This window comes from Microbacterium altimontanum (assembly GCF_058349865.2).
In genome coordinates this window covers 220,808-236,112 of sequence record NZ_JBYRJB020000002.1, presented here as the reverse complement: position 1 = coordinate 236,112, position 15,305 = coordinate 220,808, and the positions used below count along the sequence as shown (strand labels likewise).

13 protein-coding genes are annotated in these 15,305 nt (G+C 68.9%); all 13 read left to right on the top strand.

What is annotated here, in order from left to right:
* The first annotated feature begins 57 nt into the window (after positions 1-57).
* The 13 genes from AC3RX1_RS03340 to AC3RX1_RS03280 all read left to right on the top strand — a co-directional run bounded on the left by AC3RX1_RS03340 (position 58) and on the right by AC3RX1_RS03280 (position 15,288).
* On the top strand, positions 58-1,014 hold the full coding sequence (locus tag AC3RX1_RS03340) for a carbohydrate ABC transporter permease (protein ID WP_491499823.1): 957 nt from the start codon (positions 58-60) through the stop codon (positions 1,012-1,014).
* Positions 1,015-1,017: 3 nt separating this feature from the next.
* Complete coding sequence (locus AC3RX1_RS03335) at positions 1,018-1,854, top strand: carbohydrate ABC transporter permease (protein ID WP_491499822.1); 837 nt, start codon at positions 1,018-1,020, stop codon at positions 1,852-1,854.
* Between the two features lie 3 nt (positions 1,855-1,857).
* Positions 1,858-3,414, top strand: coding sequence for a family 43 glycosylhydrolase (locus tag AC3RX1_RS03330; protein WP_491499821.1), 1,557 nt, complete (start codon positions 1,858-1,860; stop codon positions 3,412-3,414).
* Positions 3,411-5,588: a glycoside hydrolase family 3 N-terminal domain-containing protein gene (locus AC3RX1_RS03325; RefSeq protein WP_491499820.1), complete on the top strand. Its 2,178-nt coding sequence runs from the start codon at positions 3,411-3,413 to the stop codon at positions 5,586-5,588. The genes AC3RX1_RS03330 and AC3RX1_RS03325 overlap by 4 nt, the downstream gene beginning before the upstream one ends.
* Positions 5,585-8,227 (top strand): glycosyl hydrolase family 2 protein, encoded by a 2,643-nt coding sequence (locus AC3RX1_RS03320; RefSeq protein ID WP_491499819.1) that lies wholly within the window; start codon positions 5,585-5,587, stop codon positions 8,225-8,227. The genes AC3RX1_RS03325 and AC3RX1_RS03320 overlap by 4 nt, the downstream gene beginning before the upstream one ends.
* A complete protein-coding gene (locus AC3RX1_RS03315) occupies positions 8,224-8,595 on the top strand; it encodes a nuclear transport factor 2 family protein (RefSeq protein WP_491499818.1) in 372 nt (123 codons plus the stop codon). The genes AC3RX1_RS03320 and AC3RX1_RS03315 overlap by 4 nt, the downstream gene beginning before the upstream one ends.
* A gap of 12 nt (positions 8,596-8,607) precedes the next feature.
* Positions 8,608-9,402, top strand: coding sequence for a TIM barrel protein (locus tag AC3RX1_RS03310; protein WP_491499817.1), 795 nt, complete (start codon positions 8,608-8,610; stop codon positions 9,400-9,402).
* On the top strand, positions 9,399-10,970 hold the full coding sequence (gene carA / locus AC3RX1_RS03305; protein ID WP_491499816.1) for a c-glycoside 3-oxidase CarA: 1,572 nt from the start codon (positions 9,399-9,401) through the stop codon (positions 10,968-10,970). The genes AC3RX1_RS03310 and carA overlap by 4 nt, the downstream gene beginning before the upstream one ends.
* Before the next feature lie 57 nt (positions 10,971-11,027).
* Positions 11,028-11,432 carry a C-glycoside deglycosidase beta subunit domain-containing protein gene (locus AC3RX1_RS03300; protein WP_491499815.1) on the top strand — a complete coding sequence of 135 codons (405 nt, stop codon included), beginning with the start codon at positions 11,028-11,030 and terminating at the stop codon, positions 11,430-11,432.
* Positions 11,429-12,568, top strand: a complete 1,140-nt coding sequence (locus tag AC3RX1_RS03295) for a sugar phosphate isomerase/epimerase family protein (protein WP_491499814.1) — start codon at positions 11,429-11,431, stop codon at positions 12,566-12,568. Before AC3RX1_RS03300 ends, AC3RX1_RS03295 begins: the two co-directional genes overlap by 4 nt.
* The gene (locus AC3RX1_RS03290; RefSeq protein ID WP_491499813.1) at positions 12,565-13,590 is read left to right on the top strand and encodes a sugar phosphate isomerase/epimerase family protein; all 1,026 of its coding nucleotides are present in this window, start codon (positions 12,565-12,567) and stop codon (positions 13,588-13,590) included. The genes AC3RX1_RS03295 and AC3RX1_RS03290 overlap by 4 nt, the downstream gene beginning before the upstream one ends.
* 13 nt (positions 13,591-13,603) lie before the next feature.
* Entirely contained in the window at positions 13,604-14,020 is a 417-nt protein-coding gene (locus AC3RX1_RS03285) for a C-glycoside deglycosidase beta subunit domain-containing protein (RefSeq protein WP_491499812.1), read from the top strand.
* Positions 14,021-14,130: 110 nt separating this feature from the next.
* The gene (locus tag AC3RX1_RS03280; RefSeq protein ID WP_491500087.1) at positions 14,131-15,288 is read left to right on the top strand and encodes a Gfo/Idh/MocA family protein; all 1,158 of its coding nucleotides are present in this window, start codon (positions 14,131-14,133) and stop codon (positions 15,286-15,288) included.
* Positions 15,289-15,305 lie beyond the last annotated feature (17 nt).

The following is a 15,305-nucleotide window of genomic DNA, read 5'->3' as shown; positions in this document are numbered from 1 at the left end:
CCCGGCGACACGTGCGCCGGGCGGTCTCGAATGCAGGACGCGAGAGGACGAAGGACGATGACGACGACGCTCGAATCCGAGACAGAGCTTGTGGTCGTGCCGAAACGGAACCGCCGCGGTTCCCGGCGCGGCGCACCCCCGCGGCGGCCGGGCCTGCTGAAGTTCGGACACTGGTGGTGGGCACTGCCCGGCGTCGTCCTCGTCATCGCCATCCACTACGTGGCCACCACCGCAGGCGGTGTCTTCGCGTTCACGAACTGGACGGGTCTCGGCTCGTTCGACTGGATCGGATTCGCGAACTTCGAGAAGATCTTCCGCGATCCGTCGAAGCTTCTCGCACTCGGGAACACACTTTTCCTCGCATTCGGCTCGGTCATCCTCACGAATGTGATCGGCCTCGTCCTCGCGCTCGCGCTGAACCGGGGGCTCAAGACCCGGTACACCCTGCGGGTGCTGTTCTTCATGCCAGTGGTGCTCAGCCCCCTCGCCGTGTCGTACGTATGGAAGTTCATCTTCGACTTCAACGGCCCGCTGAACACCGTCCTGCGGGCGGTCGGCCTCGACTCGGTCGCACGGGCATGGACCGGCGACCCCACATTCGCGATCTGGACGATCCTCCTCGTCATCGTGTGGCAGCAGACCGGCTTCGCGATGGTGATCTACATGGCCGGACTCGCGGCCGTCCCAGTCGAGATCGAAGAGGCCGCGGCCATCGATGGCGCGAGCCTCTGGCAGCGGTTCTGGCACGTCACCCTCCCCGCCATCCGCCCTGCTGTCGCCATCGCAACGACCCTCGGCCTCGTGAACGGGCTCCGGATCTTCGACCAGATCATGGCTCTGACCGGCACCGGGCCTGCAGGCGCGACATCCACCCTCGCCACCGAGGTCTACAAGCAGGCGTTCACCCTCGGCAACTTCGGCTACGGTGCGGCGCTCGCGCTCGTGCTCACCGTGATCATCCTGGTCTTCGCCGTCATCCAGCAGCGCGTCTCGAACGGTCGCGGAGAGGACTGACCCATGTTTCGGTACACCAAGCTGACCGCTCTGCGCGAGGTGCTCGTGTGGGTGCTCGCACTGGTCTTCCTCATCCCCTTCTACTTCCTCATCGCGACGGCGCTCAAGTCCGACGGCGACCTGTTCACCACCTCTCCGCTCGGGCTGCCCACCGAGCCGGCCTGGGGCAACTTCGCCGAGCTGTTCACTGCGCAGGGCAACAGCAACATCATCATGGGGCTCGTCAACAGCATCGTCATGACGGTCGGCTCGATCATCGGGCTCGTGCTTCTCGGCGCACTCACCGGTTACGTGATCGCCCGCAGCACGCGCCGCTGGAGCAAGGCTGTGTACTACCTGTTCCTCATCGCGATCGTGCTGCCGTCGCAGCTGGGTACCGTGCCGCTGTACATCGGCGCCCGCGCCATCGGGCTCACCGGTTCCATCTGGGGCATGATCGTCCTCTACACGGGCATGCTGCTCCCGCTGTCGATCTTCCTCTACGCCGGCTTCTTCCGGAGTCTCGGCACCGAGTACGAGGAGGCGGCGACGATCGACGGCGCCAGCCGCTCGCAGATCTTCTTCCGCATCGTGCTGCCTCTCATGGCACCGGCCACCGGGACGGTCGCGATCCTCGCCGGACTGATCGTGTGGAATGACTTCTTCACGGCGCTGATCTTCCTCGGCGGCTCGGCGAACCAGACGCTGCCGGTGACCATGTACTACTTCATCGGCTCGCTGGTCTCCCAGTGGAACAAGATCTTCGCGATCGTGCTGGTCTCGATGATCCCGATCCTCGCGTTCTACCTGTTCGCTCAGAAGCGCTTCATCCAGGGCTTCGCCGGCGGCTTGAAGGGCTGACGGATGGCTGCACCCAACGGGGAGCGGCCGCCGGCGGATCTCGGCGATGGCACGTTCCGCAATCCCGTCCTGCCCGGCGACCGGCCGGATCCCAGCGTGCTTCGCGTCGGCGACGAGTACTACCTGACGTATTCGTCCTTCGACGCGGCTCCGGGTCTGACGATCTGGCGGTCGCCCGACCTAGTCAACTGGACCTTCGTCACCTGCGCGCTCGCCGAGCCGCGCAGCACGGTGTTCGCGCCTGACTTCATCGAGCACGACGGACGGTACTACATCTACATTCCGTTCATCCCGAGCCATTGGTCAGACGCGATGACCGAGCCGCAGATCTGGGTGATCACGGCAGACAGACCCGAGGGGCCGTGGAGCGAGCCGATCTTCACGGGCATCACCGGTGCGATAGACCCCGGGCACGTTGTCGGCGAGGACGGCGAGCGCTACCTCTTCGTCAACGGGATCCGCCGCTGCCGACTGGACCGCGCCGGACTGCACGCCGTCACGTCGCTGGAGTCTGCGTACGATGGCTGGCGCTACCCCGACGAATGGATCACCGAGGCATACGCCCTCGAGGGACCGAAGTTCTTCCGGCGCGGCGAGTGGTTCTACCTCGTCAGCGCAGTGGGCGGCACCGGTGGCCCGGCCACCGGTCACATGGTGATCGTCGCCCGGTCGCGCAGCGTGTCCGGGCCCTGGGAGAACTCGCCGGACAATCCGGTCGCGCGCACCTGGTCGTCGGACGAGGCCTGGTGGTCGCGCGGTCACGCCACCATCCTCGAAGCCGCCGACGGCTCATGGTGGATGGTGTCGCACGGATACCGGCGCGACTACCGCACGCTCGGGCGTCAGGCGCTCCTCGAGCCCATCGCGTGGACGGAGGACGGATGGCCGACGGCCCCCGCTGCAGACCTCGGCGCTCCGCTGCCCAAACCGGCGGGCGCTGGTGTCCCTGCCGCCGTTCTCGCGCCGAGCGACGACTTCTCGACGCCGCGATGGGGCGAGCGCTGGGTGTTCGATAACCCCTCCTCCCGTGAGACGGGCCGTGCTCAGTTCACACAGGAGGGACTTGTTCTGCGCGCCAAGGGCACCTCGCCGGCGGACTCATCGCCCCTCACAACGTGGGCGATGGACACGGCGTACGAGATCGAGGTCGAACTCGAGGTGTCGTCACCGTCAGCCCTCGGCGGTCTCCTCCTCTATTTCAACGATCGACTGTTCTGCGGCATGGGGTGGGACGGTGCCGTGATGACCAGCTACGCGGGGGGAATCCGCACCCACTTCCACGCGCCGGTCGAGTCTGGCGACACGATCCAGCTGCGACTGCGCAATGACCACCACATCGTGACCGGGTGGTACCGCCGGCCCGGAGACGAATGGACGCGGCACGGCGTGCGGTACGACACCCAGGGGTACAACTCCGCGACGATGAACGACCTGAAGAGCCTGCGGCCCGCACTCTTCTCGGCCGGGGAGGGCACCGTGACATTCCGCTCCTTCCGGTATCGCGCTCTCGTCCAAGACGAGGGTCTCGCAGCCGCTGTGCCGCAGGGAGCCGTCGTATGAGCGCTCGCATCGACAACCTTCTCGACCGGATGACATGGGAGCAGAAGCTCTTCCAGCTGCAGATCGTCTGGCGGAAGGACACCGCAGGGCAGCAGGACCTTGCACGGAGGGGCATCGGAGCCCAGTTCTGGCCCGCCAGCGCCGCCGCGACCAACGCCCTCCAGCGCGTCGCCGTCGAGGAGTCCGAGCTCGGCATTCCCCTGCTGATCGCCCTCGATGTCGTGCACGGCCAGTTCACGATCTTCCCCACACCGCTGGCCCAGGCAGCGAGTTTCGACACCGCTGTCGCGATGGCGGACGCGCGGGTGTCGGCCGCCGAGGCGCGGCGGAACGGCGTGAACTGGACGTTCTCACCGATGGTCGACCTCACCCGCGATCCTCGGTGGGGGCGGGTCGTCGAAGGATTCGGCGAGGACGTTCACCTTGCGGCACGGTTCACGGCCGCGAAGGTGGCCGGCTATCAGCACGAACTCATCGAGCCGCATGCCGTCGCGTCGTGCCTCAAGCATTTCGTCGCGTACGGCGCCGCGGAAGCCGGCCGGGACTACAACACGACGGACCTCTCGTCCCGTCGGCTGCGAGAGACCTACCTCGAGACGTTCCGGGTGGGCGTCGCAGAGGGCGCGGCATCGGTCATGGCGTCCTTCAACGCTCTCAACGGCACCCCGATGCACGCCAACCGCACCTTGCTCACCGACGTGCTGAAGGACGAGTGGGGCTTCGACGGCGTGGTCGTCGGTGACGCGGAGGGGGTGGCACAGCTCGTCGACCACGGCGTCGCCGTCGACGAGAAGGCGGCGATCGCGCTCGCCATCGAGGCGGGGGTCGACATCGTGATGGGCGGGTCCCTCCTCGTCGACGAGAGCGGCGTCGCACTGCTGTCGCCGGATGACGTTTCGCCCACGCGTGTCGACGACGCTGTGCGCCGTGTTCTCGCGCTCAAGGAGCGGCTCGGCCTCTTCGACAACCCCTACGTCGACGAGGGAGCGGCGCCCAGTGCGGCGAGCGAGGAGGGTCGCGCTGCCGCTCGGACCGCGGCGGAGCGTTGTCCTGTGCTGCTGCGCAACGAAGGGGAGCTGCTGCCCCTCGCCGACCTTCGGCGCGTGCTGATCGCCGGGCCCTACGCCCGCAGCGCCGACCACCTCGGCGCCTGGGTGCAGCATTTCGCGACCCCCGTCGCAGGCACGCTCGCCGACGCCCTTGGTGACGAGCTGACCGATGTCGACCTCGACGTCGTCGACGGTGCCGGATTCTTCGAGGCCAGTGCGGCCCAGATCGAGGACGCCGTCGCGCGCGCCCGCGCCGCCGACATCGCTGTTCTCGCCGTCGGCGAGCCCAGCACCCTCTCGGGGGAAGCCAGTTCCCGTGCCGACATCTCGCTGCCCGAGGCGCAGAGCCGCCTCATCCGTGCCGTCGCCGGCACCGGCACGCCTGTGGTCGTGGTGCTCGCCACTGGCCGCCCGCTGGTCGTCGAGGACTGGATCGAGGACGTCGCAGCACTCCTGGTGACGTGGCACCTCGGCAGCGAGGCGCCCGCGGCGATCGCCGGCGTGCTGAGCGGACGCGTCAACCCGGGAGGGCGCCTGCCGATGACGTTCCCCCGTTCCGTCGGACAGGTCCCCATCCATTACGACCATGAGCCGACCGGGCGGCCGCCACAGACGGGCGGAGTCATCCTGACGAACCGTGACGCGGAGTTCGCCGGACCGAACAACACGGATGACTACTACACCTCGAAGTACCTCGACTTGGAGCTCGGGCCCCGCTTCGACTTCGGCGCCGGGTTCGGTTACACGGCCTTCGAGCTGTCGGAGCTCGAGCTCCCGACGGACGCCTCGCTCGCAGCCCTCGAGAGCGGCGCGGCGATCGACGTGCGCGTGCGTGTGCGGAACACCGGAGATCGGCCGGGCGACGACGTCGTCATGTTGTTCACCCGCGATGAGGTCGCGAGCCTCACCCAGCCTGTGGCGCGGCTGCGCGGGTTCGACCGCGTGACCCTCGCACCGGGGCAGAGCACCGTCGTCTCCTTCACCCTGACCGCCGACGATCTGCGCTTCTGGACAGACGACGGCCGGCGGCTGCTCGAGCCCGGCGACTTCGCTGTCTGGGTGTGCGACGGCACGAGCCGCCGAGACGGGCGACTCACCATGAGCGAGAGGGCGGCGACACCGTGACACTGCAACGACTGCACGACGCCGTCTCGGGCCCCGTCCCCGGCGCCATCATGCCGCTCTTCTGGCAGAAGGGAACGGGCACGGCGTCCGTGCGCGAGGAGATGGAGCGCATCGGTGACGCCGGCATCCGCTCCGTCATCCTCGAGGCGCGCCCCCATCCGGACTTCCTCGGCGAAGGGTGGTGGCATGATGTCGACGCCGTCCTCGAGATCGCGCGCCGTCGCGGCATGACGGTGTGGTTCTTCGACGATGACACGTTCCCGACGGGGCACGCCGGCGGAGCGGTGCAGGATGCCGAGGCCGACCTGCGTCGACGTTTTCTCGCCGAGCGGCACACGGATGTCATCGGTCCCGCGCGTGGGGCGTCGCTGATCGTCGAGCGCCGGCAGTTCTGGGGGCCCCCCGCCGCGCTGGATCCGGGGAACCTCGTGCGCGTCGTCGCGTACCGCCGCGCCGAAGACGGGCACGATCTGGTCGGCGAGCCGATCGACCTGACCGATCGAGTGACCGACGGCATCGTGCACTGGGACATCCCCGACGGCTGGTGGCGCGTCTTCTTCCTCACCACGACGGCCGATGGTGGCAGCGCGCGGCATGCCCAGCACATCGACTACCTCAACGCCGCCTCGACCCAGCTGCTGATCGACAGCGTCCACGAGCGCATCCACGCCCGGTACGGCCCCGAGTTCGGCACCACGATCGCCGGATTCTTCAGCGACGAGCCCGGCATCTACAACGACCCGGACACGTTCGACTTCGATTCGCAGCTCGGCAAGCCGGTGCCGCTGCCGTGGAACGAGGACGTCCACGAGCGGCTCACCGCGGCGCTCGGCGCCGACCCCCTGCCGCTCCTGCCGATGCTGTGGAACTCCGCGGGCGGCACGGAGCGCCGAGTGCGGTACGCCTTCATGGATGTCGTGACCCGGCTGTACGCGGAGAATTTCTCCGAGCGTCTGGGCGACTGGTGCCGGGCGCACGGTGTGGAGTACATCGGCCATGTCATCGAGGACAACGGCGCCCACGCGCACCTCGGTCCCGGCGCAGGCCACTACTTCCGTGCGATGGCCGGACAGGACATGGCGGGCATCGACATCATCGGTGCCCAGGTCGTGCCCGGGTTCGGTCGTGGGCCGTTCGCGAACATGGTGGGGCACTCCGACGGAGAGTTCTTCCACTTCGGGCTGGCGAAGCTCGCGTCGTCCGCCGCTCACCTCGACCCGCGAAAGCGCGGCAGGTCGATGTGCGAGACGATCGGCGCGTACGGCTGGTACGCGGGACTGCGCCTGTTCACCTGGCTCACGAATCACCTCATGGTCCGCGGCGTCACGCACATCGTGCTGCATGCTTTCTCTCCCGCGCCGTTCCCCGATCTCGACTGTCCACCGCACTTCTACGCACAGGGGCACAACCCGCAGTATCGGCACCATCATCTGCTCAGCGCCTACACCGACCGCCTCAGCCACCTCCTGCAGGGCGGCACGCACATCGCCCCCGTGGCAGTGCTGTACCACGCTGATGCCGAGTGGCTGGGCGCGGCGCAGCCGGTGGAGCGGCCTCTGCGGCTGCTGGCCGAGGCACAGCTCGACGCTGACATCGTGCCCGGCGACGCGCTCGCGGGCGCCGCGGCCGACGGCGCATCGCTCGCGCTCGGCGGCGAGTCGTACGACGCCCTCGTCGTGCCCGGCAGCGCCTTCCTGCCGGCGGCGCTCGCACGGAATCTGCTGCGCCTTCACGCCGACGGGGTGCCGGTCGTCTTCGTCGACGAGGTCCCGGACGTCATGTGCAGCGACACGGATGCGGAGGACGACGCCGACGTCTTGCGAACGTCGTTCCACGCCGTGCCCCAAGCCGAGCTTGCGACGGTCGTGCGCGCGCTGACGAACCGCGCCGTGCGGACTTCGGGGGCAGCCCCATCGCTGCGGGTGCTGCGCATCGATCACGGCGAGGCAGACGTCGTCATGCTCGTCAACGAGTCGGTGACCGAGACGCTGCACACTACGCTGACGCTGCCCCGCACGGGCGACGTGGTGACGTTCGACGCATTCGCGGCCACGCTCACTGCAGTCCCGAGCAGCGCCGTCGACGACGGCACCGAGGTCGACGTGGTGCTCGAGCCAGGCGAATCGACAGTGCTTCTCGTCGGCGAACCCACCGCGTGGGCGGGGCTCCACGTTCAGCCAGCGACCACGGCGGGCGAGGGCACGCTGCTAGCAACGGAATGGGACGTCGCCCTGGCCACCGCAGAGGAGTACCCGACGTTCACCCCGTGGCGCACGCTCGATGAGCTGCGTCCCCTCAGCGATCCCGATCTGCTGCCCCGGTTCAGCGGTACGGCGCGGTACACGACGCAGCTCACCACGGACCACCCCGGGCAACCGCACCGACTCGACCTCGGTACCGTCTTCGAGATCGCGCGGGTGAGGGTCGCCGGCGTCGACCTCGGTACACGCATCGCGCCGCCGTACGCCTTCGACATTCCTGCCGGCGTGCTCGACTCCGAGAACCTGCTCGAGATCGAGGTTACGAACACGCTCGCGAAGGCGCATCCTGACTTCTTCTCCGCTTTCGCGCAACAGGACCCGACGGGCCTGCTCGGTCCGGTCGTAGTCGCACCTACGAGCACACAGGAGAGACCATGACCGACAACCGCGCCGCGTTCGAGCGGTTCTGCGACCTGTTCTACACGCAGAAGCGGGTGGCGGATGCGTTCGCCTTCCTGGTCTCCGACGACTACCGCCAGCACAACCCGACGATCGTCGACGGGCGGGCCGCCGCGGTCGAGATGCTCACCCCGAAGTTCGACGGATCGCCGGACGCGCGATTCGAGATCCAGCGGGTCATCGCCGACGGCGACCTCGCGATGGTCCATGTGAAGGCTTCCCGTCCGGGCGCACCCGACGCGGCGGTCGCGGACATCTACCGATTCGAGGACGGCCGGATCGTCGAGCACTGGGACGTGCTGCAGCAGGTTCCCGTGCATGCCGCCCACGACCACCCGATGTTCTGAACAGGAGATCTCATGTACCAGCTCGCACCCAACATCGAACTGCTCTTCACCGAGGCGGGCGACTACCACGACCGCATCCGCGCCGCAGCCGCGGCGGGCTTCACCGCCGTGGAGATGTGGGGGCCCACCGGGGTCGACGCGCCGGCGAAGCCGAAGGACATCCCGGCGTTGAAGGCCGCACTCGAGGAGACCGGCACGCAGCTCACCGCGCAACTGAGCGAGCCGCGCACGCAGTTCATGATCCCGCCGTGGGACCATTCCGAGTTCTTCCGCAAGCTCGACGAAGGCGTCGCGATCGCTCGCGAGCTCGACTGCCCGCGCATCGTCGTCGGCAGCGGCACCGGGTTCGGAGGCTGGAAGCGCCAGGTGCAGCTCGACAAGCTCATCGAGATCTACCGGACGGCGATTGCCCAGATCGACGGATCGGGCATCACCCTCGCGCTCGAGCCCGTCAACGTGCGCGTCGACCACCCGGGCTCGCTCCTCGACCGCACCGCCGAGGCCGTTTACGTCGCCCGCGGGGTCGACTCGCCGTTCTTCGGCATCCTCTACGACATCTACCACTCGGCGGTCGAGGGAGAGGACATGGAGCGCGAGCTGACGAACGCGGCCGACGTGCTCGCCTACGTCCAGCTCGCCGACGCCCCGGGGCGGGGCGAACCGGGCTCGGGCGACCTCGACTGGCCGCAGCGGCTCGGGATCCTGCGCGCCGCGGGGTACGACGGGCCCATCGGGCTCGAGTACTACCCGACCCAGGAGTCGGCGGCGTCGACCGCCCTCATCCGCGAACTGGCGGCACAGGCATGAGCGACGACGAGCGCAGCGACGAGAGCCGGTATCCCGCCGAGGTGGACGTCGCGATCGTCGGCAGCGGGCCGACGGGCGCCGCGTACGCGCGCATCCTCACCGAGCGCGCGCCCGACGCCACGATCGCGATGTTCGAGGTCGGTCCCACCGTCTCCGACCCGCCCGGCGCGCACGTGAAGAACATCGTGGACGCGGCGGCCCGTGCCCGCGCACAGGAGCGGTCGGAGGGTCCGGGAGCCGGCGCTGCCACCGTGAACTCGCCCGGCGCCGTGAAATCCGGCGACCGGATGGCCCGTCCCGGCACCTACCTCCTGCCCGACGGCTATGCCTCCGCCGACGAAGACGGCCTCCCGGTCGCCGCGTTCTCCAGCAACGTCGGCGGCATGGGAGCGCACTGGACCGGGGCCTGCCCGCGGCCGGGCGACAGCGAGCGCATCGACTTCCTCGACGATCTCGACGAGCTGCTCGACGAGGGCGACCGCCTGCTCGGGGTGACCACCGACGCGTTCGACGGTGCACCGTACACGGAACTCGTCCGCGAGCGCCTCGCCGCGGCGGTCGACGATTCACGCGCCCCCGACCGGCGCGTGCAGCGGATGCCGCTCGCCGTGCACCGTCGCGCCGACGGCGGCCTCGTCTGGTCGGGCTCGGATGTCGTGCTCGGCGACGCCACCCGCGCCAATCCCCGCTTCTCGCTGCACGACGAGTCGCTCGTCAGCCGCGTGCTCCTGCGCGACGGGCGGGCCGTGGGCGTCGAGGTGCGCGACCTGCGCACCGGCACCGTCCACGAGGTCCGCGCACGGTTCGTCGTCGTGGCCGCCGACGCCCTGCGCACGCCGCAGGTGCTCTGGGCATCCGGCATCCGTCCCGCAGCGCTCGGACGCATGCTCAACGACCAGTCGCAGATCGTGTTCGCGGCGCGCATCCGCGATGCCGAAACGGACACGCGCAGCACTCCCGCCGGACAGTCCGACGAGCACGACGTCATCAGCGGCTCGCTGAGCGAGCAGAGCGGCGTCAGCTGGGTGCCGTTCACCGACGCCGAGCCCTTCCACGGCCAGATCATGCAGCTGGATGCCTCGCCTGTGCCCCTCGCCGAGGACGACCCCGCGGCGCCCGGCACCATCGTCGGCCTGGGATTGTTCACCGCCAAGGACCTCCAGTGGGACGACCGCGTCGAGTTCTCGGACGAGAAGACCGATGCGTACGGCATGCCCGCGATGAGTATCCGCTACCGGCTCACTCCGCGCGACCACGAGGTGCTCGAGCGGGCGCGTGCCCAGATCGTGCGCCTGGGGAAGGCGGTGGGCGAGCCTCTCGACGAGCGCCCGTTCACGATGCCGTTCGGTGCCTCCCTGCACTATCAGGGCACAGTGCGGATGGGCGCGACCGACGACGGGCGCAGCGTCTGCGGGCCCGACAGCGAGCTCTGGCAGGCGCCGGGCGTGTTCGTCGCGGGCAACGGCGTGATCCCCACCGCCACCGCCTGCAACCCGACGCTCACCTCCGTCGCGCTCGCCGTGCGCGGCGCGCGCCGCATCGCGAGCGAGCTGACGATTCCGCGCTGACGCTTGCTTATGTCGAAAAGAGACATTAATGTGTAGGAACAACGAGAAAGTAGGGAGGTGGATGCCGTGATCCCCGATCGGCTCATCGAGCAGGGCACCCTCACCAGCGACGGCACCCGCGCGTCGGTCGAAGTGCGCATCCCGTGGTACCGGGCACTGCCGGCATCGTGCATCGCCGGCGCCAGACTGACGGTCGACGGCGTCGGCGCGCCGGCGGAGACGCTGCGCTGGGAGATGAACGGCAGGACGTTCACCTTCGCCGAGATGGTCGACGACACGGAGCAGTGGTGGTTTCCGCTCGACTCCGCCGTCCTCTCGGGCGAGGTCCCGGTCTCGTTGGGTCCCGAGCACGAGGTGACCGTCGAGCTCACCCTCTACATCCCGTACATCGTGATCGGCGACCAGGAGGTGCTCCACATCGAGGAGCGCGACACCAAGACGATGACGGCGGTGGCAGCATGACCGGCCTCGGCACGCCCATCCAGGGAGTCACCCTCTACAGCTTCACCCGCGCGTTCCACGGTCGCCAGTACGACCTCGAGGGGCTGATCCGCAAGGTCGCCGCCGACGGAAACGGCCCGGGGCTCGAGATCATCGGGTTCTCCAGCTTCCGCGGATTCCCGGCGATCGACGACGCGTTCGCGGGGCGCTTCCGCGATCTCGTCGACGAGGTCGGTCTGGTGCAGACCTCGCTCGCGATCAACGCCGACATCGGCATCCATCGCGATCGGCTGCTGAACCAGGACGAGCTCATCGAGTACATGCGCCGGCAGATCGAAGCGGCGGCGAAGCTCGGGTTCCCGATCGCACGTGTGCAGATCTCGATCGAGCCCGACTCGATGGAGCGCCTCGCCCCGGTCGCCGAGCGCTACGGCGTCACGCTGGCCCTCGAGGTCCACGCCGACCAGTACGCATCCCACCCGCGCATCCTCGCGCTGCGCGACCGCTACGAGAAGGTCGGATCGCCCTTCCTCGGCTTCACCGCCGACTGGGGTGCGACCACGTCGGGCTTCGCCCCGTCTCTGGTCGAGGCGTATCGCCGCCGCGGAGCATCCGACGAGCTGCTCGAGAAGGTCGTCGCGCTGTGGGACGAGTTCTATGAGGCAGGGCCGCCCGCCGACCAGGCCGAGCACGCTGAGCGTTTCGGCCGGTTCATCGCCCTGGGCGCCGAGAACGGCCGGCCCGATCTCGGCATCGACTTCGGGATCAACGGCACGGGACTGTTCGGTCCTGCTCGCGTCGACGACTGGCTCGAGATCATGCAGTGGATCCGGCACGTGCACGGCAAGTTCTTCGGCATCGACGAGAACGGCGAGGAGCCGTCGGTCCCGGTGCGCGACCTCATCCGCCTGCTCGTCGAGAACGGCTACAACGGTGCCGTCTCGAGCGAGTACGAGGGGTGGCACTGGAACCACTGGCAGAGCCCGTTCGACATCATCGCCGCCGAGCAGGCGGTGCAGCGGTCCGCAGCGGAAGACGCCGGAAGCCGGATGGAGACGGATGCCGCAGCCGCCCGCACGCAGCTGTCGCAGTGGCTGAGCCGCGGCCGCGCCGATGGGCGGACAGCGGCGGCCCGCACGGAAGGAGCACGCGCATGAGCGAGTCGATCGCGGGAACAGGGATCAAGCTCGGCACGACGCTTTACTCCATGACGAGCGAGTTCGCCGCGGGTCTCTACACACCGGAGACGCTCATCGCCGCCGTCGCCGAGAACGGCATCGGCCCCGGTGTCGAGTTCAACATCGCGCAGCTGCTGCGCACCTATCCCGACGTCGACCGGGCGTTCGTGAAGCTCTGGTTCAGCACCCTGGAGAAGTACGGGCTCGAGCCCAGCGCCGTCGGCACGAACCTCGACATGGGACGCCGCAAGGAGCGCGACATGACGCCCGACGAGGAGCACGACTTCCTCGCCCGGCAGCTGAAGACCGCGCACACGCTCGGGTTCACACGCGTCGTCATCCGCTCGGCCGGAAAGGAGCTGCTGCGCCGCCTGCTGCCCCTCGCCGAGGAGTACGACCAGAAGCTCGGCTACGAGATCCACGCGCCGCAGGGGCCGAACGACCCCGTGGTGCTCGGCATCCGTGAGATGTACGACGAGCTCGGCAGCGACCGGCTCGGCTTCACCGCCGACTTCTCCTCGACGATGCACAGCCTGTCGCCGACGCTGCTCACGCAGCTGGCGAAGATGGGCCTCGACGAGCGCCACTTCCCCGTGATGGACGAGATCTGGCACCGTTCGGAGCCGATGCACGTGCGCAATCAGGCCTTCGAGGACTACCTGCGCGGCGAGGGCGTCGACCCGGTGCGATTCGGTCCGTTCACCCGCCTCGCGTTCAACATGCACGGCCTCGTGCCGCCGGAGGAGTGGCTCGACATCATGCCGCAGATCTTCCACGTGCACGCGAAGTTCTACGACATCGACGCGAACGGCGACGAGCCGGCGATGGACATCCCGCGCATCGTGCGGCAGTTTGTGAAGGGCGGCTACCAGGGGTACCTGTCCAGCGAATGGGAGGGGCACGCGTTCAGCGACCTCGGCGAGGCAGACCCCATCGCGCTCGTGAAGAAGCAGCACGCCCTCATGCGGCGTGCGATCGAAGACGCCGTCGTCCCGGCCTGACAGCGAGGAAAACATGGCCACGCACAACTCCCTGTTCTCCGAGAACGACGTCCGGCGCACCGACGACGGCATCGCCGTCTCGGTGCAGATCCCCTGGTACCGCAGCCTCTGGCTCTCGGCCGTCGACGATGTCGAGGCATCCGTCGACGGCGTGCCGGTCCCTCGCGAGGCGCTGCGCTTCGCGCTGAACGGACGCACCTACCGCGTCGAGGAGCTTCCCGAGCAGTGGGAGACGCTCTGGTTCGTCGCCGACCGGCCCGACGTGCTCATCCCGCTCGACCACGTTCCCGAGCCCGGCGCCGCGCTCACCGTCGAGGTGGTCCTCACGATGCGGCTGCTCTACATGCAGATCATGCCCGGCGTCGACGGCGGGCCCGGCCGCTACGTCACGAACCGCGTGCCGGTCGAGCGAGAGGTGGTGCTCGCATGACCGAACCCCGGTCGTTGAGCGAGCGAAGCGCCTCCCGGTCGTTGAGCGAGCGAAGCGCCTCCCGGTCGTTGAGCGAGCGAAGCGAGTCGAAACGCCCCCTGCGGGTGGCCATGATCGGATACGGCTTCATGGGCGCCGCGCACTCGGTCGGGTGGCGGCAGGCTCCGGCGGTGTTCGATCTCGCCGAAGACGTCGAGATGAGCGTACTGGTGGGCAGGAACGCCGACGCCGTCGCCCAGGCCGCCGCGCACTGGGGGTGGGCCGAGTCGGCCACAGACTGGCGCGAGGTCATCGCTCGCGACGACATCGACATCGTCGACATCGTCACACCCGGCGATTCGCACGCCGAGATCGCCATCGCCGCGCTCGACGCCGGAAAGCATGTCCTCTGCGAGAAGCCGCTCGCGAACTCGGTGGAGGAGGCCGAGGCGATGCTCGCCGCCGCCGAGCGCGCCGCAGACCGTGGTGCGAAGGCGATGGTGGGCTTCACGTACCGCCGCGTCCCGGCCGTCACGTTCCTGCGCGACCTCATCGCCCAGGGCACCATCGGAACCGTGCAGCAGGTGCGCGCCGCCTATCGCCAGGACTGGCTCGTCGATCCCGAGGCGCCGCTGGCGTGGCGGCTGCAGAAGGAGCGCGCCGGCTCGGGAGCGCTGGGCGACATCGGCGCCCACATCATCGATATGACCCAGTTCGTCACCGGGCAGACCGTCGAGGCGGTGTCGGGCACCGTCGAGACGATCGTGAAGCAGCGACCCCTGCTCGGCTCCGGCGCGGGACTGACGGGTGTGGCGGCCGACGGGTACGGCGAGGTCACAGTCGACGATGCGGCGATCTTCGCCGGCCGCCTTTCCGGCGGCGCGCTGGTCTCGTTCGAGGCGACGCGGTTCGCGACGGGCCGCAAGAACGCGCTGACGATCGAGGTCTCCGGCGACAAGGGCGCGCTTGCCTTCGACCTCGAGGACCTCAACAGCCTGCAGTTCTACGACCGCACGGCCCCCGACGATCGGCAGGGCTTCACGAAGATCCTGGTCACCGAGGCGCAGCACCCGTACGTCGGCGCCTGGTGGCCCGCGGGCCATATGCTCGGCTACGAGCACGGGTTCGTGCATCAGGTCGTCGACCTCGTGGCGGCGATCCACGGCGACGTCGACCCGCATCCCACGTTCGCCGAGGGGCTCGGCGTGCAGCGGGTACTCGCCGCCGTCGAGCGCAGTGCCGCGAACGACTCCGCGTGGGAACGCACCGGCGTTCCCGTCCGCGTCTGATTTCGAAGGAGAGAGCG

What these genes read in the sequence shown, in the direction of transcription:
- carA (WP_491499816.1), top strand. Translation starts at nt 9,399, where the DNA reads ATGAGCGACGACGAGCGCAGCGACGAGAGCCGGTATCCCGCCGAGGTG.
- AC3RX1_RS03280 (WP_491500087.1), top strand. Translation starts at nt 14,131, where the DNA reads ATGATCGGATACGGCTTCATGGGCGCCGCGCACTCGGTCGGGTGGCGG.
- AC3RX1_RS03290 (WP_491499813.1), top strand. Translation starts at nt 12,565, where the DNA reads ATGAGCGAGTCGATCGCGGGAACAGGGATCAAGCTCGGCACGACGCTT.
- AC3RX1_RS03335 (WP_491499822.1), top strand. Translation starts at nt 1,018, where the DNA reads ATGTTTCGGTACACCAAGCTGACCGCTCTGCGCGAGGTGCTCGTGTGG.
- AC3RX1_RS03325 (WP_491499820.1), top strand. Translation starts at nt 3,411, where the DNA reads ATGAGCGCTCGCATCGACAACCTTCTCGACCGGATGACATGGGAGCAG.
- AC3RX1_RS03340 (WP_491499823.1), top strand. Translation starts at nt 58, where the DNA reads ATGACGACGACGCTCGAATCCGAGACAGAGCTTGTGGTCGTGCCGAAA.
- AC3RX1_RS03285 (WP_491499812.1), top strand. Translation starts at nt 13,604, where the DNA reads ATGGCCACGCACAACTCCCTGTTCTCCGAGAACGACGTCCGGCGCACC.
- AC3RX1_RS03330 (WP_491499821.1), top strand. Translation starts at nt 1,858, where the DNA reads ATGGCTGCACCCAACGGGGAGCGGCCGCCGGCGGATCTCGGCGATGGC.
- AC3RX1_RS03315 (WP_491499818.1), top strand. Translation starts at nt 8,224, where the DNA reads ATGACCGACAACCGCGCCGCGTTCGAGCGGTTCTGCGACCTGTTCTAC.
- AC3RX1_RS03310 (WP_491499817.1), top strand. Translation starts at nt 8,608, where the DNA reads ATGTACCAGCTCGCACCCAACATCGAACTGCTCTTCACCGAGGCGGGC.
- AC3RX1_RS03295 (WP_491499814.1), top strand. Translation starts at nt 11,429, where the DNA reads ATGACCGGCCTCGGCACGCCCATCCAGGGAGTCACCCTCTACAGCTTC.